The organism is uncultured Tenacibaculum sp. (genome assembly GCF_947498805.1).
In the GTDB taxonomy this organism is placed as follows: Bacteria; Bacteroidota; Bacteroidia; order Flavobacteriales; family Flavobacteriaceae; genus Polaribacter.
The window spans coordinates 39911-61217 of sequence record NZ_CANMLT010000011.1 but is presented as its reverse complement, the minus strand read 5'-3'; the positions used below and the strand labels follow the sequence as shown (position 1 = coordinate 61217).

Genomic DNA, 21307 nt, shown 5'->3' with positions numbered 1-21307 from the left:
TTTTAAACTGCTCTTTTTTTATATTGATTCGTCGTGTATTTTAGCCAATTCTTTATAGTTTTTATTAAGCTTTTTCAATAAAGAACCATAAACCACTTTATAGAATAACCACAGAATTAGAGACATTATACCAAGCATAACAACCATAGTTATGATCAGGGAAATTAATAACTGATTTTTATCAGTAGGAGCTGCAATTCCATGGTTCTTATAATACGCTATTAACCCATCTAAATCTGAGAAAATTACACACATAATAACTACATTAGCTAAAATCATATAGCCTAAATTAAAATACACATAATACTGAACTGTTTTTCTAGTTCTTAAGATTTTATTAATCAGTTTTTTAGTATTGTCTGAAACTGAAATAGATTTATAGTTTTTGTAAAATAGTATTAAGAATAAGATAATTGCAATATAATGCAGGTATATACTTAGTTTAACTATAGTTTTAAGGTGAAGTTCTTCATATACTTCGGCATATGAGTTACCAACAAAAATCACGTTTATAATAGCCCAAAACAGTAATTCTAAAATCCCTACAATAAATATCCATTTAACTATTGAGGAAGATTTAGAATGAGCCATTTTATAAATGTCTATTTTAGAAATAGCATTCTCTTCTTTAGGTTGATTGTCCCAAGCCTTTTTGTATTTGTCTAAAGCATCCATTTATGGGTTCAATGTTTTTTTGAGTTTATCTTTAGCTCTATTCATTTTTACTCTTGCATTTACCTCACTAATACCTAAGGTTTCAGATATTTCTTTATAAGGTTTGTCTTCCAAATACAAAAAGATAAGAGCTTTATCAATGTCGTTTAACTTACGAATAGCTTTATATAAAGCTTTCAATTGTCGTTCTTCTGTATCATCATATTCTTCAGCTTTGATTTTAAAGGAATAATCGGTAAAATCTTGTGTTTTAACAGTTCTACTTGATTTTCTATATAAAGAAATAGCGGTATTTAATGCAACACGATACATCCATGTGCTAAATTTAGCATCTCCTCTAAATTTGCTGAAATTTTTCCACAACTGTATGGTTATCTCCTGAAACAAATCATTGTGGGCATCTTGATTAGTCGTATAGATTCTACACACCTTATGCACAATGTTTTGATTGGCTTCAAATTCAGATAAAAACTTATTTTCTAAATCTTTTTTCACTAAGTTCTTTTACAGTTGGTTTAATATTGATGCTTTATAAGTAGCTCAAAAATATAAAAAGTTACAACTCATCCTAAAAAAAATACAGTTCAGTGAGAATTTGTTTTAAAATCTAGCTTTCTGAAACATATTTGTAGTGTAATTAACCATAAAAAAATAGAAATGATGAAAATTATAACACACATTTTAATAGTAACATTATTCTTTGTGGCGAAAGTAGTAAGTGCTCAAGAATATAATATTACAGCTACCGTTGTAAATGTTACTTCAGATCAGGGGAAAGTTAGCTATGCATTGTATGATAAAGAGAATTATATGAAACAGCCTATTCAAGCAAAAAAAGCAACAATTGAGAATGGTAAGAGCACTGTAGTTTTTGAGAATGTACCTTTAGGTGAGTATGCTGTTATTTGTTTTCATGATAAAAATGAAAATAACAAGATGGATTTTGAACCGAGTGGAATGCCAATGGAAGATTATGGAGCATCCAATAATGTGATGAGAATGGGACCTCCAATGTACCATGATTCAAAGTTCTTACTAACCGATAAAGATGTATCTTTAGAAATCAAATTTTAAGACATAGAATATTTTAACGATAATGGATAGTAAAGCAGATATTTTTTCAACTAAAGAATTAAAAAGTGGGTTTATAATGGCCCTTAAAATAACATTGATATTTGGAGTATTCTTTTATTTAATAGGAGGAAGTCCATATACAATAAAAGGATTTGTTATATCAATTGGAGTTTCTGCTTTATATTCCTTTGGACTAGGGTTTGGACAAGGTGTTTTAAATGATTTTTTAAGTAAAAAATGGGATTGGGTAACTCAAACAAACCAACGAGTTTGGACTGGAATTATTCTTACTATTGCTTATACCATACCAGCAATTTTAATAATACATTATATTTTATTTGTTAAAATTCAAGGAGACAGCATTGATAATTTCTTCAAGTTTCCAATGATATGGATTCATTTATTCTGGATTATCTTTTCGTTTGGAGTTTCTGCTTTTTTACATGCAAGGGGGTTTATGCTAGAATGGAAAAAAGCCACAAATCAAGAAACCACCGAGCAAAAAATAGTAGCTAAGACAGAAACAGCGAAGTTTGAAACTTTAAAGAGTCAAATAGATCCACACTTTTTATTCAATAGTTTGAATGTTTTAACCTCTTTGATTGGAGAAAATCCGTATCAGGCAGAAAAATTTACAACTAAGCTTTCTAAAGTATATCGTTATGTTTTAGAGCAAAGAAATAAAGAGTTAGTTCCAATTTCAGAAGAACTACAATTTGCGAAAACCTATATGGAATTATTGCAAATGCGTTTCGAAGATGCTTTAGAGTTTTCATTACCGAAAGAAATAGACCCAGAGTTAAAAATGGTGCCATTATCATTACAGTTGCTGTTAGAAAATGCTGTAAAACACAATGTAGTATCGTCAAGCAAACCATTGCGTATTTCAATTTATGAAGAAGATGGTTTCTTAAAAGTTTCAAACAATGTAAACCCTAAAGAAGCAATTGGTAAAAAGAGTACCAAAGTAGGATTGCAAAATATTGCAGATAGGTATGGTTTAATTACTTCACTACCTGTTGAAATTATAAACAATAAAAAGACATTTACTGTAAGCTTACCATTGCTTACAAAAATTAACAATATTATGAGAACATCAGAAGAATTTGAAAATAGTAACTATGTAAGAGCGGTAGAGCGTGTGGAAAAACTCAAAGAGTTTTATCAAAACTTAGCTACTTACTGTGTAATGGTTCCAGTGTTTATTTTTATAAACTTACGCTTTTCACCACAATTCCATTGGTTTTGGTTTCCAATTGTAGGATGGGGAATAGGAGTTGTATTTCACGGATTAGAAGTTCACAATTATAGCTTGTTTCTAGGTAAAGATTGGGAAGAACGAAAGATAAAAGAATTAATGGACGATAAAGATAATTTTAAGTAATATGGATAATTCTTTTAAACAAGAGCAAAGCTATATTAAAGCAAAAAAGAAGGTAAAAGGAATTAAAGCTTTCTATATTCATTTAGTTGTAAATATTTTTTCAATAGCCATCATTGTAACAGTTAATCTATTGTTTTCACCACAATATCATTGGTTTTGGTTTGCAGTTATAGGAATTGCTATAGCACAGCTTATTCATGGCTTAGTAGCATTTGATTTTCCGAATTTTGGTTTAGGAAAAAAATGGGAAGAGAAAAAGATTAAAGAGTTAATGAAGAACAAGGATAATTTTAAGTAAGATGAAGGATAGAAGAACTGAAGAATATCGATTTATAAAGGCAAAGGAAAAGGTAAAAAAGATAAAAGGATTTTATGTTCATCTTGCAGTAACCATTTTTATAATTCCAGTAATCATTTTTATAAACTTAAAATTTGTTCCAGAATTTCATTGGTTTTGGTTTGCCATAGGCGGAATTTCATTCAGCATTGTAATGCATTGGCTTACTGTTTTTGGCTTTGATAAGTTAGGTTTTGGAAAAGACTGGGAAGAGCAAAAGATTAAAGAATTTATGAACGAAAAAAGATAGAAAGATGGACCACAAAAACTATATAGAAGAACAACGATACGTAAAAGCTAAAAAAAGAGTAAACGATATAAAAGGCTTTTATGTTCATTTAACAGTATACATTTTAGTAAATATTTTTATTAGTGGAGTGATTGTTTATGGATTAACAAATGATGATGGAAGGAGTTTCTCTGACGCAATTACACATCCTGGAGTATATATGACATGGATGGGATGGGGAATAGGAGTATTTTTTCATTGGTTAGGAGTTTTCGGATTTCCTTCAGTAATGACAAAAAGTTGGGAAGAGCGTAAAATTGAGGAACTAATGAAGGAGGAAGAAGAAAGAAGTAACAGAATAACTAAAAAATAAGTTATGAAAGTTATTGAACCTAATGCTGAAGAAGTAAAATACCTTCAAGCTAAAAAAAGAGTAGAAGAGTTAAAAGGATACTATTGGCACCTTGCTGTTTATTTAATAATAAACACGCTTATTTCTTGGAAAGATATTTTAAGAGGTATAGGAAATAATGAAAGTATTGTAGAAATATTTTACGATTATAAAATTTCCTCTTCATGGATTATTTGGGGTATTATACTGGTAATTCATACAATTAGAGTTTTCGGATTTAATAATTCTTTTACCAAGAGTTGGGAAGATCGTAAGATTAAAGAATATATGAATAGGTCCAACTAAAGAACAAAACAACCAACTAACCTACACAATTATGAAACGAGATTATTTAAGAGGAGAACGATACAATAGAGCTCAAAAGAGAGTTCAAGATATTAAACAATTTTATAAACACTTAACGGTTTATTTAGCTATAAACGGATTTTTAATAATAAGAAGAATTTACAAGGATATTCAATACGGAGATTCAGTTTTCGAAGCTTTAACAGATGCTTCTAATTACCGATTTATATTTTGGTGGGGAGTAATAGTAGTTTTTCATGCAATAGGAACTTTTGGAATACCAAACCTATTCGGTAAAAACTGGGAAGAGCGAAAGATTAAAGAATATATGAATGAAGAACAAAGAAGATAACTTAAAAACAAAAATTGATGAAAATTAAATTACTATATACCCTACTATTTATAACCTCATTTGTATTCTCACAGGAAAGTTTTGTGATAAACAATGTAAGACTATTTGATGGAGAAAAGGTAAAAGAGAATGTCTCAATATTAATTGCTGATGGGAAAGTTTCTAAAATAGCGAATGAGCCTATACAGCATCAAAATATAATTGATGGAAAAGGAAAAACATTACTACCAGGGTTAACCAATGCGCATGTGCATGTTTGGGCTCCGGCAAGTTTGGAACAAGCTGCTCAGGCAGGAGTTTTAAACTTATTAGACATGCATGCAGTAGAAACGTTGATTCCTATGATGAAAGGTTTTAGAACATCAAATAAGCACGCCGATTATTACTGTGCAGGAGGTGCTGCAACTGTACCAAAAGGGCATGGAACTCAGTATGGATTTCCAACTCCAACTTTAACTAAACCAGAAGAGGCAAAAGGTTTTGTTGAAGGAAGGGTAAATGCAGGAGCAGATTATATAAAGATTATTAGAGAACCTTGGAAAGCAACATTAAATAAAGAAACAACTAAGGCTTTGATTGAAGCTACTCATGAAGTAAATAAAAAAGCAGTCGTTCATGTTGCTAAAGCAGCTGATGCACATGAAGTATTAAAAAATAAGGCAGATGGATTGGTACATATATGGGAAGATACATCCTTAACCAAGGAACAATTTGACGATTTAAAAGAAGAGAAATTCTTCGTAGTTCCAACACTTTTAACCATGCAAAAAGTACAAGAACTTTTTTATAAAAAGACCAAAGAGCAGGCTTTAGAAAAAGTAAAAATTATGCAAGCGGAGGTAAAAAGATTACATGAAATTGGAGTTCCAATTTTAGCAGGAACCGACCCACCAAATGGGAATATTAACTACGGAACCGATTTGTATAAAGAATTGAAGTTGTTAAAAGAAGCAGGCTTATCTACTGTTGATGTATTAAAATCGGCAACATCTTTACCAGCGATTCATTTTAATTTAAAAGGCAAAGGATTTTTAAAAGAAGGTTATAGAGCAGATATGGTTTTAGTAGATGGAAATCCGACGGAAAACATCGAAGATATAGCTAAAACAAAGCGAGTTTTTAAACAAGGAAAAGAAGTAAAATAATATATTAGTAGCACCAAACGAGAGATAGATGAAAGTATTAATTATAGAAGATGAAAAACCAGCAGCAAGAAGGCTAAACAGAATGTTAGCAGCACTAGATATTCCTGTGCAAGAAATGTTACATTCGGTAGAAGAAGCAATTAACTGGTTTCAAAATAACGAACATCCTGATTTAATTTTCTTAGATATTCAATTATCAGATGGATTATCATTCGAGATTTTTGAAGAAGTGCCTGTGAAGTCTGCTATAATTTTTACAACTGCTTATGATGAATATGCTTTAAAAGCCTTTAAATTAAATTCGATAGATTATTTGTTGAAACCTATTGATGAAGATGAGTTGAAAGTTGCAGTAAATAAGTTTAAAGAACAACAACCTAAGCAAACCGATTTAAGAGTAGATATTGATGAAATTCGTAAGCTTCTAATTAACCCAATTGATAGAAAATTTAAAAAACGATTTACCATCAAAGTAGGTCAACATCTTAAGATTATTCATACTGATGAGATAGAATGTTTTTATTCAGAAAATAAAGCCACATATATTCATACGAATGCTAACAGGAATTATTTAATAGACCATTCATTAGAGCACTGGATTGATGAGTTAGACCCAGAAAAATTCTTTAGAGTTAATAGAACTTTTATAGTACATATAAACTCGATTAATGACATCGTTTCTTATACAAATTCACGATTACAATTGAAATTGAACTCGTTTAAAGAGCAAGAAATTATAGTTAGTAGAGAACGTGTAAAACAGTTTAAGGAGTTTATTCAATAGAATTGAAAATTAACGTTACTATTTTAAGGACTTATAATAGAAATGATTGTCAAAATTTTCAGCAACAAAATATTCTGAAGGCGTTAACCCTGAAAAATATTTGAACTCTTTGATGAAATGACTTTGATCGTAATATCCAGAATCTAAAGCAGTGTGTAAATAGTGTTTGCTCTTGCTTAATAAAACATTCTTAACTGTTTTTTGTAATCGAGTGATACGTTGAAACTTTTTAGGAGTAATACCAAAATGTTGTTTAAAATTTCTTTCGAACTGTCGATAGCTTAAATTACAATGATTGGCGAGCTCATGTAAAGTAATCGTATTGTAGTTTTTGTATAAGTTTTTAATAGCGCTATTCCAATTAACAGGTTCGTGATTTAAATTTTTAACTAACTGTTTACATAAAAAAGCATCTATTAGTTGTATTTTTTTGTGAATAGTACTCAAATCATTTAATCTGCTTAGAAGTTCTGTACCTTCATTACGCCAAATATCCTCAACGGTTAGGTAATGATTAACAATGTATTTATGTGGTATATTGGTAAAGTGTCTAAAAGTGCCGCTGTGAAAACGTACAGAAATATAGTTTACATTATTAGTAGTATCAAATAACAATCTTTCTCTCGGACAAATGGTATGTGCAACACCTAACTTTTTATTAGTTATAGATAAGGAATCTTTTAAATGAAAAAGCAGTTCTAAACCAGTACCAGGTAAAATTAAAGGAAGCCCTTTATTTTGTGAACAAACAAAATACCTATCTATATAATTAGACAGGTATTTTGACGGTTTATAGTGGGTTCTACTCATTAATTAGTACATGTTAATAATTGGCGCTTTGGTTAAAAGGGGAGTAATAGCATTAATAAAACTACTGAAATGAATTGAGTTATTATGATGATTAACGGCTTCCTCATTTATATATTCTTCATAAAATAAAAAACTATTAGAGTCAAATACATCGTTATGTAGTTGATATGTAATGCACCCTTCTTCAGAATTACTAGTTGTTACCATATCTTCAGAAAGGTTTAAAAATTGCGCTTTATACGCTTCTTTTATACTTAATTGGGCTATAATTATTTTTTTCATATAGATTTATGTTTATAGACTCAAAAGTAATTTGATAAAAGAAGCTTTAATTGTAAAAAAACGACATTCTCTTTTAGTTTATCTAAGAGTTTTTAGCTTTTATAAAATCAGAAATTAAATAAGAAATAAACTTTCCTACTTGTCCATTAGCAATTGCATCTTTCATTACTGCTGGAGCACCTTCACAAATATGTAAATAAGAAGCATTGTTGTTTTTTCCAAGAAAGTAAACAAACCTACGTGCTTGTTGAGGTTGAAAACCACTTGGTGTCATCGCACTGCTAGGAAAATGTTGAATACAATCTAAATCGATTTCAATACCGAAAGGTTTTTCTTGAATAAAATTTTCTGAACGTTGTAGTTCGTTTTCAAAAGAAGTTGTTTTATAAACTTCCAATTCCTCATATAAATTATAATCGATATTTATATTACTATGAATCTCATCAAAAATGTATTGTGGCGTATAGTTTTCATGTAAACCAAACATAAAATATTTATCAACGTATGTATGTTTAATGGCATAAGAAAAACCATTACCACTATGACGCTCTTCTAAACGACGTAAATCTGTATGAGCATCTAAGTTAATTACATTTATAGGTTGATTTTTTCCTTCAGAAAGTCCTTTTAAATTTCCATAAGCATTGTTGTGTCCTCCGCCTATAATTATTGGAACTTTACCAGATGCTACAATGACTTTGATAACTTCAGATAGCTTTTTATCAATAGCTTTTACTAAATAATCACCTTTTTCACGATCAGATCCATCAAATTTAGCAACCTCTTCAGCATAATCTAGATAACCAAGTATCAGAATATCCTTTCCGTCGATAAATTGATTTTGTTGTGTGTTTAAAAAAGATTTTAAAGCAGGAGTAAAAGCTGTTTGTGCACCTCCATTTCCGTAATTCATTTTTACACCAATATCTTCAGGAACACCAAGTATAATATAGTTAGCTGAGGTATTATTCAACTCATCAAGACTAGAAATGGTTTGTACTATTTCACCTAATTTTATTTCTCCTTCTCTTGGACTTACAAATGCTTGAATTTCTGCCTTAGAAAAAATACGTAACATATTAAATCGCTTTTCCGTTAATGAAAACTGAATCAATCAATACAGAACCAAAATTATATGGAATAGCTCCATAGCTTAAAATCTCTTTGGTAAGAATAAAATTCGCCTTTTTTCCTTTAGTTATACTTCCAACTTCTTCAGAAAGATTCATGGCATAAGCTCCGTTAATAGTAGCAGCATTGATAGCTTCTTCAGGAGTCATTTTCATTTTAATACAAGCCGTGGCAACTACAAAATTCATGTTGCCAGATGGCGTAGAGCCAGGGTTAAAATCTGTAGCCAATGCTAAAGGTAAACCTGCGTTCATAATCTCTCTTGCAGGAGTATAAGGGATACTTAAAAAGTATGAGCAAGATGGTAATGCTACTGGCATGGTTTTCGTTCCTTTTAAAGTTTCAATATCTTCTGCGTTCATTACTTCTAAATGGTCAACAGATAATGCATCATGCTTTACACTCACTTGTACACCTCCAATAGTGGTAAATTGATTCACATGTACCTTCGGTGTTAATCCATATCTTTTACCAGCCTCTAAGATTTTATCTGTGTCCTCTACAGAGAAATATCCTGTTTCACAAAATGCATCGATAAATTCAGCTAAATTTTCTTCAGCAATTTTAGGTAGCATTTCGTTAATGATTAAATCAATATAACCTTCTTTGTTGTTTTTATATTCCGTAGGAAAAGCATGAGCTCCTAAAAAGGTAGCTTTAATAGGGAGCTTATAGTTTTCTCTTAACTTCTTAATAACACGAAGCATTTTTAATTCAGCTTCTACCGTAAGTCCGTATCCTGATTTAATTTCAACAGCTCCGGTACCTAACTGCATTACTTCTTCTAAACGTTTAGAAGATTGTTCGTATAAATCATCTTCTGAAGTTCCTTGTAGTTTTTTAGCGGAATTTAAAATTCCACCTCCTTTATTAGCGATCTCTTCATAGGTAAGTCCGTTAATTCTATCAACAAATTCTTGTTCACGGTTTCCGGCATAAACAATATGCGTATGAGAATCACACCAAGTAGGTAAGATCATTTTACCAGTACAATCAATGGTAGTATCTGCCGAAGAAGGCACATTCTCCATACTTCCATAGTCAATAATTGTATCATCTTCTAAAAGTAAAAAAGCATTTTTGATCGTTGGTAAAACTTTCATATCAGCTCCAGATACCTTTTTAATATTGTTTTCTCTAACTTGTATTAATTCCTTGATATTTATCAATAAAGTTGTCATGTGTTGTTCTTAGTTTTGTAAGACAAACTTACATTAAAAACTACAATTATGATTTATTTTTTAGGGGTGATTAGTGTTTTAATTCTCTTTTTTATTTCGGGGATTCATTTTTATTGGGCATTTGGTGGAAAATGGGGAGTAGCCGATGTTTTACCAACAAAAAGCAAAGACCAAAAGGTATTGAGTCCACCAATGATAGCTACTTTATTAGTTGCTCTGGTAATGATGGTTTTTGCAATTATATACACAGAAAAAGTGGGATTGGTTAGTCTAACTGTTTTTCCAAATTGGTTACAGATTTATGGAATTTATATCATAGCCAGTATATTCATTATAAGAGCAATCGGTGAGTTTAAGTACGTCGGTTTTTTTAAAAGAATTAGAGATACCCGATTTGCAAAGAACGATACTCAGTATTTTTCTCCGTTATGTTTGTTTTTAGGAATTGTTGGACTATTACTTTCTACACTTTAGAAATTTATTAGACTTCAACGTTTTCAATTTTTACTGCGTTGTCATTTGGTAAAATTTGACAACCTAGTTTTGCACTGAGTGTGTAGACAAACGAAGCTCCTAAAAAAATGATTTGAGAAGTATAATATACCCAAAGCATGATAAGAGCTAATACACTAGCGGAACCAAAGGTAGAAGAAATATGACTTTTTCCTATATAAAGTCCAATAGCAACTTTTCCAATCATAAACAAAAATGCTGTAAATAAACCTCCAAACAAGGAAGCTTTCCAATGTACTTTTGCATCGCCTAGAAACTTAAACATCATTCCAAATACTAGACTGAATACAATAAACGATAAGGTATGCTCATAGATATATGAAAACTCCAATTGATAATGTCCTTTGTGAGTTAAACCAACTAAAAAAGTATTAATTGTAGTACTAATAAGTATTATAAAGAAAAGAACGATTAATAAAATAAATGAAGCAAGGTGTTTGGTGAAATAGCTTAGAATACTACTTTTGGGTTTGGCTTTTATATTCCAAATGCTATTGAAAGCATTATGAATTTGAATAAACATTCCAGAGGCACTAAGTGCTAGCGTAAGAAACCCTATACTCGTAGTTAGCACATTATTATGTTGCGTGTGTTGATTTTTAATAATGTTTTGTATTTGATTGGCTGCGTCACTACCTAAAGTATCTTTAAGTTGATGGTATATTTCTCCTGAAACGGCTTGCTCACCAAAGAATACCCCTAAAAGAGAGGTGATGATAATGATAATGGGTAATAAGGAAAACACTGCATAATATGCTAAAGAGGCTCCTTTTTGAAAAGTATTACTATTAAAGAAATGCGAAAATACTTCTTTGATAAATTGAATCATTAGGACGTTTTTTTTCGATCTTCTAATTTTTTATAAACGAATTCAATTACAAAACTAAACACAATAATTCCAATAGCAATAAAAACGTCTGTTTTACTTACTGAGTAATGCTGTATTAATAAAGCTAACATAGCAAAGAAGCATAGTATGGCTCCTATTAAAGGAATGAGTTTATTACTTCCAGTATCTTTGGCAAGTTTGAATCCGACAAAATTAACAATAGAAAAAATCAATAAAAAGCCAACACTTCCTGCCGTAGAAATACTTTCTAACTGTAAAGTGTTTACTAAAACAAGTGTTACAATAGCAGTGATAAATAATCCAATAGGTTGATTCCATAATTGACAGGTAAATTGCTTCGGAAGTTCATCATCTTCTGCAATTTCATAGTTCACTCTACTACCTCCATACAAAGAAGCATTGATAGCAGAGAAGGTTGATATTAATGCGGCAATCGTAATAATTGTAAAGCCCATTTTACCTAACATAGGTTTGGCAGCTTCTGCTAATACATAATCCTGAGCGGTAGCAATGTCCGCAAAATTTAAAGAACCAACCGTAATCGCCGCAATAATTATATATAGAAATATTACAAAAATAACAGACCAAAAATAGGCTCTCGGAATATTTTTCTTGGGATTTTCAATATCTGGAGCAGCATTGGCGATTAACTCAAAACCTTCATAAGCAACAAAAATGACCATTCCAGCGGTTAATAACTTAAACGAAGATTCCCAATGTTGCGGAGATAATTGTTCTAAATGCGGGTTTCCAACTAAACCATATAAACCAAAACCAACAAAGGCTAATAAAATTACCAATTTAATCACCACGGCATATGATTCTATCTTTCCAACTACAGTAATGCTATAATAATTAATTACTGTTGCTAAAATTACAATTGCAGAAGCATATATGTGTGTATCTAAAACCTTATTACTGGTGATTTCATATAAGTTAGGAGCATACGAACCAAAAGCAGAGGCATACAAGGCAAGCATGATAATATAACTTATCCATAATAAGTTGTTAATAGCTCCACTAAAAATAGTAATTCCAAATCCTTGATTGATAAACTTTACAGTACCACCTCTATCTGGATACCTAAGTGATAGTTTTACGTAACTGTACGAAGTTATCAAGGCTATTAAACCAGCAATTAAAAAAGAAACAGGTGTACCACCTTTAGCAAGTGCTACCGCTAGTCCAAGTACCGCAAAGATACCGCCACCAACCATTCCGCCAATTCCAATAGAAATAGCTTCTTTTAGTCCAATTTTTTTAGTCATTATAAGTAAGGTTTAGGATAGTTTTCGTTTAAAGGTACTAAATTTTTCCATCATGAAATCCAGCTCTTTTCCAATTACCATTTTGCAATACCCAAACATTTGTTACTCTGTATTCCTTTGTTGTTACCTCGTTGTTTTCTTTGTTGGTGGTTGTTATTTTAGCAGAAACAATAGCTGTTGATCCAAAGAATTCTATTTGTACTTCATCCATTTTATATGCTAGCACCTCAATGTTTCCAGTGGCTATTTGTTTTTGTCTTTTGCTTAAGTAACCTAACCAGTCTTCTTTCTTTATAGGCTGAGAACTCCCGTTTGTATGTATATAGTTATCAGTAATCATAGTTTTCAAGATAGCAACATCTCCTTTTTGAAAGGCAGTGTTAAATTGAGTAATGGTTTCTAACAATGTTTCTTTTGTTAGTTCAATATTTTTATTGGTTCTATCAACATTGTTACAAGAAGACAAAAAAACGATTATGATCGTAGCCAAAAATACTTTAGGAATTCTCATAGATATTAATTTGTATGTTATTGGTTAAAGTTAACTTTTTAATCGGTAGAGAAACTATAAAACTGATAAAGTATTCTTAACTTTTAGTTAGTTTCATAAAGAATTGGAATTTTACTTTTCAATTATAATACTTTAAGCTCTAGAGTTTAGAGCTTACTTTTTGGTCTTTTATTCAAAATGATATAAGTTATTAGTCCAATTCCAATAATACTCATACTAGTTATTGCAAATTTTAAGCCTAAAATAGGATTATCAATAAACTTATTTTTAAATAAACCTAAAATAATATAGAGCAATTTAGAAGGTAAAAACACCAAACTAATAACAATTGCTAGGTATTTGGGGTTTGAATATTTTGTTAAAACTGAATGAACTATTGGAGCAATATGGATTTCTGAAATACTTAGCAATAGTATTGCAATATAATATAGTACTGCATGATGTTCTGTTACTGTTTGCGGGATAATAAGTAATACTCCTATGTACAATATACCGAAAAGAAACCCTAATGTAAGTTTGAAGAATTGAGAACTATAAAAATAATTCCATAAAATAAAAAGTATGATACCAATGGGAAAAGTAACCCACGAATCTAAAGAAAGCCATAATTCTCTTGGAATACCAATACTTGATATTCCCATGAATTGAGTTTGTAAATCATTTAGTCGAATGTTTACTATTTCATGAATAGTCCAAAAAATACTAACAAGAAGAATAACAACTAAAATACTTGAAACTCTTTTGTTTAAGTTGAAGTTTGTTGTTGGATTATTATTATGTTTTATTTCTTGTGAATTAACTATAGGGATTAGTGAACAAAGCATTAGAATTCCACAAAGAATAAATCCGATTCTATAGCCTAACTTTTCTCCTAAATAACCGATTAGCATAATACCAAAAAAGGTACCTAAATTTACTAATAAATATAGGAGTGTAAACCCAGCGTCTAATAGTGTTGTTTTTTTAAAATAAAGTTTCCCAAAATTAGCAGTCAAGTTAGGTGAAAATAAACCATTTCCTAATATCATTAGAAAGACTCCTATATATACGCCAGTGGTTGTGGGAATGAATAAGCTAAAAATCCCCATTACTTGAAGAATCCCTCCGATTAGAATTGTTCTTCGATTGCCTAGTATCAAATCACCTAAAAGAGCTCCAATTACCTTAGAAAGAATAGTTGATCCTGTAAGCAGACCAATTATAGATAGAGCTAACATTCGATCCATAGCTATAGTTTCTCCTAATAAATAGATAATTAGTAAAGCTCGAAAACCATAATAAGCTCCCCTTTCTAGCATACTAGACAAGGCATAATTGATAGCTCCTTTTGGATGTGTATTGTTTTGTATTCTTTTTAACATAATTACTAGAAAAGACTATAATTTAATTAGTTTTGTGTAAAGTAATAACAACGATTCCAGCACAAACTTTGTCGGTGTATTTTTTAACTTCATGTTTAGATTTAATAACTCGAACTTCTTTAATTGAATTGGGATCTATTTTTTTTAAATCACTTTCGGAAATTTCTTTTTCTCGAATAAAAAATAATACGTTTTCAGTTGATTTAGCACTATTATCTTGTGAATGAGATTGAATTAAAACAACTCCATTGATAGCTTTTTTACCATAAATTTCAGTCATTGTTTTATTTCCTTTGCTGATTAATTTAATTTCTCCAAAGAACTCCTGTTTATTGTTTATTTCTTCAATGTCTAAAACTATTTCTTCATTCAATACAAGAAGCGGGTTTTTATTGATTTTGCCTTCTTTTTTAGACTGTTCTATAAACTCAATTAGATCCTTTTTAGTAATGATTGAAGCATTAGAGTTTTGAGAAAATAATCCAAGAGATATAAATAAAAATAAAAGTGTAAAAGTTACTTTTTTCATAGACTGTACATATTAAGTTAAACGTTTTAAAAGCAATTTGTGAAGCTAAAAATAGTAAAAAAAAGGATTTTATAATCCTCTAATACTCCTAAACTCTCTTTTATGCATAAAACTATCACACTTATACCATTTTATATAAATGATAGGAGAAAAAAATGCAAATTTGAGTAATCAAACTTAAAAACTAACATAATGAAACTAACCAAAAAAATCCCTCTGGTTATCATAGCCAGTGTATTCGTATTCTATGCATGTAAAAAGAAGGAAAAGTCACCTTCAAAAGATGAGATTAAAGAAGAAGTTATAGCAACTTATAATAAAGTATCAGATGCATCTTTATGTGAACCATCTTGGTTTCCTCATAGTCAAACCCCAGCTCCAGAGGAAGGAAAAGGAAGTCCGTTTGATGTATCAAGTACTACCAATGGTATTTTTCACCAATGGTCTTGGCAAAAATTTTTATGGCTTACAAAACCAGATGGAGATGCTAAATTGCCATTATTCTTAAATCCAAGTGAGACTTATCAAGTAGATTCTCATTTAGGAAAGATAGCCCCAATTTCTGGAGCTTCGGTAGTTTTAGAAGATACTGCACAAGCTGGTTCTTCCGGAATTTTAAGAACAAATCCAGCGTATAACCCTAAAAATAATGAAGAAGAGACCGTATTTTATTCAATACACGTTTCTCCAACCTTATACGATGCAGCTCAAAAATTTAAAGATTCTATTATTAGTGGTAAACTAGGAAAAGATAATTTATCTTCTTTTCCTGTAGGATCATTAGAGTTAAAGGTGTCATGGGTTACTGTTGATGCAATTCCTGAAAATAAAAGAGCAAATTACTTTACAACAGTAGGGGCTATTAATGATGGTAACGGAAACTTTACAAATACCCAAGTTGCATTATTAGGGATGCATGTTGTAGGAGTGGTGGAGAATCACCCTGAGTTTATCTGGGCTACTTTTGAGCATGATGATTTAGCACCAAGTTATAACTGGAAAGAAGATAAAGCAAGTTCTGATTCTGATAAGTTGTTATTTAAGAAAGGAAGTACTACAGGTATCAAAGGAATTTATTGGGATACTATTACGAAACAACCTTTAGAGTTATATAAGAATTATGATTTGTTTAAATATGGTGTACCTGTAGATGCTAAAGGTGATTTCATGAAGACTTGCCAACAAGAACCTATTAATTTTGACAATATTAAAAGGATCAATGCTTGTGTAAAGAAAAATTTAGACAAGGAAGCAGGTCCTTGGAAACATTATTTCTATAATGGTTCTATCTGGATTGATACAGATGGTTTAAATACGGAGGCACAAGCTAAATTATTAGTGAAATATGGTGATACTTTAGACGTATCAACACCAGGTGCAATAGCGAGAGGTTCTCTAAACAATGCCAATGTTACAATGGAAACATATACGCAAACATTTAATAATTCGTTGTCGGAAATTGATGCAGATAATTTAGCAAATTGCTTTAGTTGTCATAATGCAGTAAGTTATACAGGTGATAAATCACCAATATACATTAGTCATGTTTTTGATGCTTTTATCAAGAGAGCAGAAGGGAAGTCGAAGTCTCAGGTTGAGAAGTTAAAGGCGAAACAAGAAATGGAAGATTATATGAGAAAAAAGTTAAATTAGAAGTTGACTATTAATTTTTGTAATGACCTCTTCATTGAATTTTCTTCAGTGGAGAGGTTTTTTATTGTAAGAATAGATTAAAAATGGATTTTCTAGAGAAGGAAACTTAAACTGATTAGAGTACGGTTAAATAGTTTCAGGTTTTAGAATTACTTGTTTTCTTCGATTCCAAAAAGGAGCATCTTTCCATCTGTTTTCTATTTTATAAAAAAGGTTTTTATGTTTTAAATAATGCTTCCAGATGGTATTTATTTGTTGGTTATATGCATTACTGAAAGCTTCTTTACTAGCAGTTGTATTGTCTTCTATGAAATTGTACAGATCTAATAGCTCTTTTACTTGCATGGCACAGGCCATGGCATTAAACATTCCTTGAGAAGATAATGGATCAAAACTAATGGCGGCATCTCCTAAAGCAATCCATTGGTTACCGGCAGCTGTATCTAACTGTGTTGAATTAGCGCTCACTGTACCATGAAAATTGATAGCTTCTAAAGAAACAGATTGTATAAGTTGTTTCATAACAGTATTAGTCTCAATGAGCTTTAAGAAATTCTCTTTATTCTTAAAAGTAGCGCGATCTACTAAATCTGGATCCGTCTGAAAGGAAAGAATTCTTTTGTTGTTTGGAACTACAGCACTATACCACCATCCTAATTTATCTGAAACAATGGTACTCATTCCGTTAATTTCTTTATTAGGAAGACTTATCCAGCAAGAAACAAGCGTATCTAAATATGTACGATTTACACCTAATGAACGTGTGAAATGACTGTTTCTTCCCGTAGCGTCAATAACAAGCTTTGCTGAAATATTTTGTGTTTCTCTTTGATGTTTATTATCTGATTTTACAGTGATATTCCATGCTGAATTTTCGTAATTGTTGCTTTGATATCGATAACCCCATAAACAATTCACTTTATACTGGGTAACGACATTTCTTAAATAAGATTCAAAATTCTTTCTATCTAAACTTAAAGAAGCTCCATCGGGGTTTCTTAAATGATCAACAAATTGTACTTGATTGCTTCCCCAATACGATTGCATTCCGAGATTATGAATAAACAATTGTTGTTTTACTTCTTCTGGTTCGTTTTCTAGAATATTTAGTTTTTTAAAAATTCGTTGACTAGCTGGAGCTAAGGATTCTCCCACACGATCTAAAGGTTGTAAAAGTTTATCAACAATGGTAATTCGGTATTTATCCGCTAAAGAGATGGCAGCAATGCAACCTGCAATGCCGCCACCAATAATAAGTATGTCTGTTTTTTGTAACATGTGTTTACCGTATCACAATTTTACTTTGGAGTATATCTTGAAAAACGTGTCATCTTCTCTGGAATACCCACTTCCACCTTTTGAACAGGAGCTTCTTGATGTGATTTTGATTGGTTCATTTTATGAAGCTTAGAAGCAATTAAATGTATTGTTTTAGTAACATTTGGAGTTGCTTCAAAATCTTTAATCAATTCATCTTCTACTAAGGTTAGTAATTCATTTTGTGTGTTTTCTAACAAGAATTGTTCATTAAGTAAATGTTTGTCAGATAGCTTTTCTACAGCAGCTTTTACAGTTTTTTGAGTTTCACTACTTAACTTTTTACTATTTAAAACAGTATCTAAATCGCTCAAAGTAGCTTTTAATAGAGTAGCTTCTTGTTCTGGTGTAGGAGTAATTCCGACTTGCATTTCATCAGGGAAATTAGGGTCGTTATGTACTCCAGGCCTTTTTTGAACTACAGCCAATTTATCAAAGTACTTAATCATACTGTTAATTTGATTGGTATAGGTAGGTGATTGACCATCTAAAGGAAGGTTGTCTAACCAATCTGCTCTAAAAGCAAAAGCTTCCATTCTAGTTTCTTCTTCTAAATTTGAATCTATAGTTTGCTTATATCGTTCTTCATTTAAGATGTTATTCGGAACTCTAGCTGGCCAGAATGTTGGTAAGTACGGATCATACTCACTGGTATAACCATCTCTACAACTAGCAGTATCTGTTTGCCAAGGAATAGCCATCCATCTGGTAATTCCACCGGCCACTTGTCCTCCTAAAATAGGCCCTTTGGCTAGCGGCAATACATCATTATTCATAAGAGGTCCGTAATAATGTGTATTAACAGGAGGTGTTTTTGGCGCATGTTTTATTCTAAAAGGAGCCATATACATTCCTGAAGAACGCATTGGCCATGTCATTTCACATCCAGGGTGAAAGGCATCAGCTAAACAAAATTCCATGGCAGCTTTGGTTAACATATCTGGTTGTTCAGCAATAGGAAGTTCATCTATTGTTGGTGTTTTTGGAGTGTGCGGACATCCAGTCATGTCTACATAATCAGCATCAAAATCTCCTTGCACCCATTGGTCTAAAAACTCTAGTTGTAAATTAGATAGTGTTGCATGTTGACGAACAGATCCTGTTGAAGGAATACTAATAGCATCTCCATATAACCAAGGCCATAACTGTGGAGCTTCTGCTCCTGAAACATCAAATCTTCGGAAATTGTTAGAAATGGTTCTACGCATTTCCATAAAGGCTGATGATGGGTTTCCTAATTTTTTAATCCATTCATTTGTAGTGTAATTAAACTGCCCACCAAAACCGAAAGCTCCAGCAAATCCGGCATTTACCCATTGTAAATCGGTCATACGTTGGAAAATAGGCAATATATCTTTGGTAAAGGACGGTCGAGTAGGACGCACTAGCATTTTTGATTTTACGGCTACGTCTCGCATTAAATCCCACATTGTTCTTACTGACTTTTGCATTGGTGCATAATCAGGTGGGGCACAAACTACCCAAGCTGGATCTACTTTTAATTTGGTCCCGTTATATTCAACTTCAGCAGTAACCGGTCCGTCAGAAGTATCATCATACCAACCTTCATTATTAGCAAAAGTAATGGCAATATCTCCATGAATATTTTCAGATTTTCCATGTCCACCTAACATTAATAAACGTCCTTTTTCATCAGTACGCATTTCTCCTAAATACACTTTTTTAGATAGAAATTCTCCTTCAAAGAATGGACCATCACTAATATTCATTCCTGAAATTGATTTTGGACCTCCATCAATTAACAAGTCGTTTCGATCTTTTACATCAATATTTCTTAGCATAGAAGGAGGGGCGTCTGCTGCTTCTGGAATATCTAAGGCAATATTAAATTGATACCAAGAAGCTTTTTGATTTGCTAAATGACAATGCCATTTAATTGTTGCATTTTCAGCTGTTAACTCCTTAACTGCTTTTCCGGCTGCATTGAATCCATAGATTCTAAATTGAGCAGCTTGTCTTTTTAAAGCACCTGTTTGATCTCTATAAGCATAGGGATCAGTTTGTGGATCGGGATTATCGATTAACGGTCCTATATAGTATTCGTCTTTACTATTACCAACTCTCATGATACCAATAGGAGGGTATATTCCAGCTTTTACAATACAACCACTATCCTCATCAGTATTTCCTTCAAACTTAGGATTGATTTCTTTAGGTTCTTGCATTTGCTGTCCGTTGGCTTGATGTCTAGCTTCAGCACTGGCAGCATAAACAACCTTTCTAGCCTGAGCTATAGAACCTAAAGGCTCATGTTCTGGTAAGGTTCTCCAAATGTTAAAAGAAAGATTGCTTCCAAATTCAGCTTGTCCAATACTACATACATCTTGTTGAGGTAAATGTAATTTGGCAATGCATATATATGGACTTTCTTCAGTGCTCCATACTTTTTGAGCATCATCTAAAGGCATGGTAGCATCATTGGTACGTAGCTGAATTTCAAAACGGAAAGTTGCCGAACCTTGTAATAAACGTTTTTGTAAATCTAAAGCAAGATAATTATTGTCGTTAAAAGGAGCACCTTTATAGGTGTCTTCCGGAACTAAGCGATATTTAACAATTTGAGAATTCCCTAATTTAAAAGGTAAAATAGCCCAATAATTAGCACTTAAAACACTTGCTTCCTCTTTGGTCATTGCTTTTAAGATTTCAGCTAACTCTGGATGTTTTTCAATATAAGCGCTATAATCTCTATCAATAACACCTGCAGTGGTGAACGAGCACATTTGTTGTGCATCTCGAGCAAAAAAGCGATCAATGTTTTGGAAAATAAAATCGGCATTTGTTCCTTCTCCAAATAGCTTCGGTCCGTCTACACCAAAAAGTTTTAGACCTACACCTAAAGTAGAATGTAAATCAGGTGAAGTAGGGGAGGTATCACTTGAAAAACGTACGGCACATTCATATTTATCTCCAGCAAAAATTCCAACTTTGAACTTTTCATCAATGTCTTTATTTATAATAAAATGTCCATATGTAATTCCGTGTTGTTTTCTAAAAACGGCTCTTTCTGCTGGTTGCTGTCCATTTTCAATTCGGGTTTTTTGTCCCATTTCAACAAACATCTCTTTAAGACGTTGTGTAACAACACCAATGTCTCCATCGCAATTCCAGCATGATGAAGACCTTTCATTCGAAGGTTTAGTCATAGTTAGTTAATTTTTAAGTTTGGTTATCTATAAATCTACAACTAAAATTAAGAATTA

At 31.7% G+C, this 21307-nt stretch carries 24 protein-coding genes; 11 read left to right on the top strand and 13 right to left on the bottom strand.

Features of this window, described 5'->3' with window-relative positions; genetic code table 11:
* Positions 1-18 precede the first annotated feature (18 nt).
* On the bottom strand, positions 19-675 hold the full coding sequence (locus Q0873_RS17485) for a hypothetical protein (RefSeq protein ID WP_299109902.1): 657 nt from the start codon (positions 673-675) through the stop codon (positions 19-21).
* A complete protein-coding gene (locus tag Q0873_RS17480) occupies positions 676-1170 on the bottom strand; it encodes an RNA polymerase sigma factor (protein ID WP_299109899.1) in 495 nt (164 codons plus the stop codon).
* 162 nt (positions 1171-1332) lie between these two features.
* On the opposite strand from Q0873_RS17480, the gene Q0873_RS17475 reads away from it, so the two are divergent.
* From Q0873_RS17475 to Q0873_RS17435, 9 genes are read left to right on the top strand one after another with little or no spacing between them, the layout of a single operon-like run.
* Positions 1333-1749, top strand: a complete 417-nt coding sequence (locus Q0873_RS17475; RefSeq protein ID WP_299109896.1) for a DUF2141 domain-containing protein — start codon at positions 1333-1335, stop codon at positions 1747-1749.
* 22 nt (positions 1750-1771) lie between these two features.
* The gene (locus Q0873_RS17470) at positions 1772-3133 is read left to right on the top strand and encodes a 2TM domain-containing protein (RefSeq protein WP_299109893.1); all 1362 of its coding nucleotides are present in this window, start codon (positions 1772-1774) and stop codon (positions 3131-3133) included.
* 1 nt (position 3134) lies between these two features.
* A complete protein-coding gene (locus Q0873_RS17465) occupies positions 3135-3431 on the top strand; it encodes a 2TM domain-containing protein (protein WP_299109890.1) in 297 nt (98 codons plus the stop codon).
* Position 3432: 1 nt separating this feature from the next.
* Positions 3433-3720: a 2TM domain-containing protein gene (locus tag Q0873_RS17460; protein ID WP_299109887.1), complete on the top strand. Its 288-nt coding sequence runs from the start codon at positions 3433-3435 to the stop codon at positions 3718-3720.
* A 4-nt stretch (positions 3721-3724) separates the two neighbouring features.
* On the top strand, positions 3725-4072 hold the full coding sequence (locus Q0873_RS17455; RefSeq protein WP_299109884.1) for a 2TM domain-containing protein: 348 nt from the start codon (positions 3725-3727) through the stop codon (positions 4070-4072).
* Between the two features lie 3 nt (positions 4073-4075).
* On the top strand, positions 4076-4396 hold the full coding sequence (locus tag Q0873_RS17450; RefSeq protein WP_299109881.1) for a 2TM domain-containing protein: 321 nt from the start codon (positions 4076-4078) through the stop codon (positions 4394-4396).
* 31 nt (positions 4397-4427) lie between these two features.
* Positions 4428-4748, top strand: coding sequence for a 2TM domain-containing protein (locus Q0873_RS17445; protein ID WP_299109878.1), 321 nt, complete (start codon positions 4428-4430; stop codon positions 4746-4748).
* A gap of 17 nt (positions 4749-4765) precedes the next feature.
* Positions 4766-5893: an amidohydrolase family protein gene (locus tag Q0873_RS17440; RefSeq protein ID WP_299109875.1), complete on the top strand. Its 1128-nt coding sequence runs from the start codon at positions 4766-4768 to the stop codon at positions 5891-5893.
* A gap of 28 nt (positions 5894-5921) precedes the next feature.
* Positions 5922-6677, top strand: a complete 756-nt coding sequence (locus Q0873_RS17435; RefSeq protein WP_299109873.1) for a LytTR family DNA-binding domain-containing protein — start codon at positions 5922-5924, stop codon at positions 6675-6677.
* Positions 6678-6695: 18 nt separating this feature from the next.
* On the opposite strand, the gene Q0873_RS17430 is transcribed toward Q0873_RS17435, so the two are convergent.
* From Q0873_RS17430 to hutI, 4 genes are all read right to left on the bottom strand, one after another.
* Complete coding sequence (locus tag Q0873_RS17430; protein WP_299109871.1) at positions 6696-7487, bottom strand: helix-turn-helix transcriptional regulator; 792 nt, start codon at positions 7485-7487, stop codon at positions 6696-6698.
* Positions 7488-7490: 3 nt separating this feature from the next.
* Positions 7491-7769, bottom strand: coding sequence for a putative quinol monooxygenase (locus tag Q0873_RS17425; RefSeq protein WP_299109869.1), 279 nt, complete (start codon positions 7767-7769; stop codon positions 7491-7493).
* An 82-nt stretch (positions 7770-7851) separates the two neighbouring features.
* Positions 7852-8847 (bottom strand): formimidoylglutamase, encoded by a 996-nt coding sequence (locus Q0873_RS17420; RefSeq protein ID WP_299109866.1) that lies wholly within the window; start codon positions 8845-8847, stop codon positions 7852-7854.
* Between the two features lies 1 nt (position 8848).
* The gene (gene hutI / locus Q0873_RS17415; RefSeq protein ID WP_299109864.1) at positions 8849-10081 is read right to left on the bottom strand and encodes an imidazolonepropionase; all 1233 of its coding nucleotides are present in this window, start codon (positions 10079-10081) and stop codon (positions 8849-8851) included.
* A 48-nt stretch (positions 10082-10129) separates the two neighbouring features.
* Between hutI and Q0873_RS17410 the strand changes: the two genes are divergently transcribed.
* Entirely contained in the window at positions 10130-10555 is a 426-nt protein-coding gene (locus Q0873_RS17410; RefSeq protein WP_299109862.1) for a DUF3995 domain-containing protein, read from the top strand.
* A 7-nt stretch (positions 10556-10562) separates the two neighbouring features.
* Here the strand turns inward: Q0873_RS17410 and Q0873_RS17405 are convergent, their stop codons facing one another.
* The 5 genes from Q0873_RS17405 to Q0873_RS17385 all read right to left on the bottom strand — a co-directional run bounded on the left by Q0873_RS17405 (position 10563) and on the right by Q0873_RS17385 (position 15113).
* Positions 10563-11423: a YihY/virulence factor BrkB family protein gene (locus Q0873_RS17405; RefSeq protein WP_299109859.1), complete on the bottom strand. Its 861-nt coding sequence runs from the start codon at positions 11421-11423 to the stop codon at positions 10563-10565.
* Positions 11423-12712 (bottom strand): APC family permease, encoded by a 1290-nt coding sequence (locus tag Q0873_RS17400; RefSeq protein WP_299109856.1) that lies wholly within the window; start codon positions 12710-12712, stop codon positions 11423-11425. The genes Q0873_RS17405 and Q0873_RS17400 overlap by 1 nt, the downstream gene beginning before the upstream one ends.
* 37 nt (positions 12713-12749) lie before the next feature.
* Positions 12750-13223: a nuclear transport factor 2 family protein gene (locus Q0873_RS17395; protein WP_299109854.1), complete on the bottom strand. Its 474-nt coding sequence runs from the start codon at positions 13221-13223 to the stop codon at positions 12750-12752.
* A 146-nt stretch (positions 13224-13369) separates the two neighbouring features.
* On the bottom strand, positions 13370-14584 hold the full coding sequence (locus Q0873_RS17390) for an MFS transporter (RefSeq protein ID WP_299109852.1): 1215 nt from the start codon (positions 14582-14584) through the stop codon (positions 13370-13372).
* A 22-nt stretch (positions 14585-14606) separates the two neighbouring features.
* Positions 14607-15113 (bottom strand): hypothetical protein, encoded by a 507-nt coding sequence (locus Q0873_RS17385; RefSeq protein WP_299109850.1) that lies wholly within the window; start codon positions 15111-15113, stop codon positions 14607-14609.
* A 192-nt stretch (positions 15114-15305) separates the two neighbouring features.
* Between Q0873_RS17385 and Q0873_RS17380 the strand changes: the two genes are divergently transcribed.
* Positions 15306-16766 carry a hypothetical protein gene (locus Q0873_RS17380; protein WP_299109847.1) on the top strand — a complete coding sequence of 487 codons (1461 nt, stop codon included), beginning with the start codon at positions 15306-15308 and terminating at the stop codon, positions 16764-16766.
* Positions 16767-16892: 126 nt separating this feature from the next.
* Here the strand turns inward: Q0873_RS17380 and Q0873_RS17375 are convergent, their stop codons facing one another.
* Positions 16893-18044: a tryptophan 7-halogenase gene (locus tag Q0873_RS17375; RefSeq protein WP_299109844.1), complete on the bottom strand. Its 1152-nt coding sequence runs from the start codon at positions 18042-18044 to the stop codon at positions 16893-16895.
* A gap of 20 nt (positions 18045-18064) precedes the next feature.
* The gene (locus tag Q0873_RS17370) at positions 18065-21250 is read right to left on the bottom strand and encodes a LodA/GoxA family CTQ-dependent oxidase (protein ID WP_299109841.1); all 3186 of its coding nucleotides are present in this window, start codon (positions 21248-21250) and stop codon (positions 18065-18067) included.
* Between the last annotated feature and the right edge of the window lie 57 nt (positions 21251-21307).

What these genes read in the sequence shown, in the direction of transcription:
- Q0873_RS17485 (WP_299109902.1), bottom strand. Translation starts at nt 675, where the DNA reads ATGGATGCTTTAGACAAATACAAAAAGGCTTGGGACAATCAACCTAAA.
- Q0873_RS17475 (WP_299109896.1), top strand. Translation starts at nt 1,333, where the DNA reads ATGATGAAAATTATAACACACATTTTAATAGTAACATTATTCTTTGTG.
- Q0873_RS17470 (WP_299109893.1), top strand. Translation starts at nt 1,772, where the DNA reads ATGGATAGTAAAGCAGATATTTTTTCAACTAAAGAATTAAAAAGTGGG.
- Q0873_RS17465 (WP_299109890.1), top strand. Translation starts at nt 3,135, where the DNA reads ATGGATAATTCTTTTAAACAAGAGCAAAGCTATATTAAAGCAAAAAAG.
- Q0873_RS17460 (WP_299109887.1), top strand. Translation starts at nt 3,433, where the DNA reads ATGAAGGATAGAAGAACTGAAGAATATCGATTTATAAAGGCAAAGGAA.
- Q0873_RS17455 (WP_299109884.1), top strand. Translation starts at nt 3,725, where the DNA reads ATGGACCACAAAAACTATATAGAAGAACAACGATACGTAAAAGCTAAA.
- Q0873_RS17450 (WP_299109881.1), top strand. Translation starts at nt 4,076, where the DNA reads ATGAAAGTTATTGAACCTAATGCTGAAGAAGTAAAATACCTTCAAGCT.
- Q0873_RS17445 (WP_299109878.1), top strand. Translation starts at nt 4,428, where the DNA reads ATGAAACGAGATTATTTAAGAGGAGAACGATACAATAGAGCTCAAAAG.
- Q0873_RS17440 (WP_299109875.1), top strand. Translation starts at nt 4,766, where the DNA reads ATGAAAATTAAATTACTATATACCCTACTATTTATAACCTCATTTGTA.
- Q0873_RS17435 (WP_299109873.1), top strand. Translation starts at nt 5,922, where the DNA reads ATGAAAGTATTAATTATAGAAGATGAAAAACCAGCAGCAAGAAGGCTA.
- Q0873_RS17430 (WP_299109871.1), bottom strand. Translation starts at nt 7,487, where the DNA reads ATGAGTAGAACCCACTATAAACCGTCAAAATACCTGTCTAATTATATA.
- Q0873_RS17425 (WP_299109869.1), bottom strand. Translation starts at nt 7,769, where the DNA reads ATGAAAAAAATAATTATAGCCCAATTAAGTATAAAAGAAGCGTATAAA.
- Q0873_RS17420 (WP_299109866.1), bottom strand. Translation starts at nt 8,847, where the DNA reads ATGTTACGTATTTTTTCTAAGGCAGAAATTCAAGCATTTGTAAGTCCA.
- hutI (WP_299109864.1), bottom strand. Translation starts at nt 10,081, where the DNA reads ATGACAACTTTATTGATAAATATCAAGGAATTAATACAAGTTAGAGAA.
- Q0873_RS17410 (WP_299109862.1), top strand. Translation starts at nt 10,130, where the DNA reads ATGATTTATTTTTTAGGGGTGATTAGTGTTTTAATTCTCTTTTTTATT.
- Q0873_RS17405 (WP_299109859.1), bottom strand. Translation starts at nt 11,423, where the DNA reads ATGATTCAATTTATCAAAGAAGTATTTTCGCATTTCTTTAATAGTAAT.
- Q0873_RS17400 (WP_299109856.1), bottom strand. Translation starts at nt 12,712, where the DNA reads ATGACTAAAAAAATTGGACTAAAAGAAGCTATTTCTATTGGAATTGGC.
- Q0873_RS17395 (WP_299109854.1), bottom strand. Translation starts at nt 13,223, where the DNA reads ATGAGAATTCCTAAAGTATTTTTGGCTACGATCATAATCGTTTTTTTG.
- Q0873_RS17390 (WP_299109852.1), bottom strand. Translation starts at nt 14,584, where the DNA reads ATGTTAAAAAGAATACAAAACAATACACATCCAAAAGGAGCTATCAAT.
- Q0873_RS17385 (WP_299109850.1), bottom strand. Translation starts at nt 15,113, where the DNA reads ATGAAAAAAGTAACTTTTACACTTTTATTTTTATTTATATCTCTTGGA.
- Q0873_RS17380 (WP_299109847.1), top strand. Translation starts at nt 15,306, where the DNA reads ATGAAACTAACCAAAAAAATCCCTCTGGTTATCATAGCCAGTGTATTC.
- Q0873_RS17375 (WP_299109844.1), bottom strand. Translation starts at nt 18,044, where the DNA reads ATGTTACAAAAAACAGACATACTTATTATTGGTGGCGGCATTGCAGGT.
- Q0873_RS17370 (WP_299109841.1), bottom strand. Translation starts at nt 21,250, where the DNA reads ATGACTAAACCTTCGAATGAAAGGTCTTCATCATGCTGGAATTGCGAT.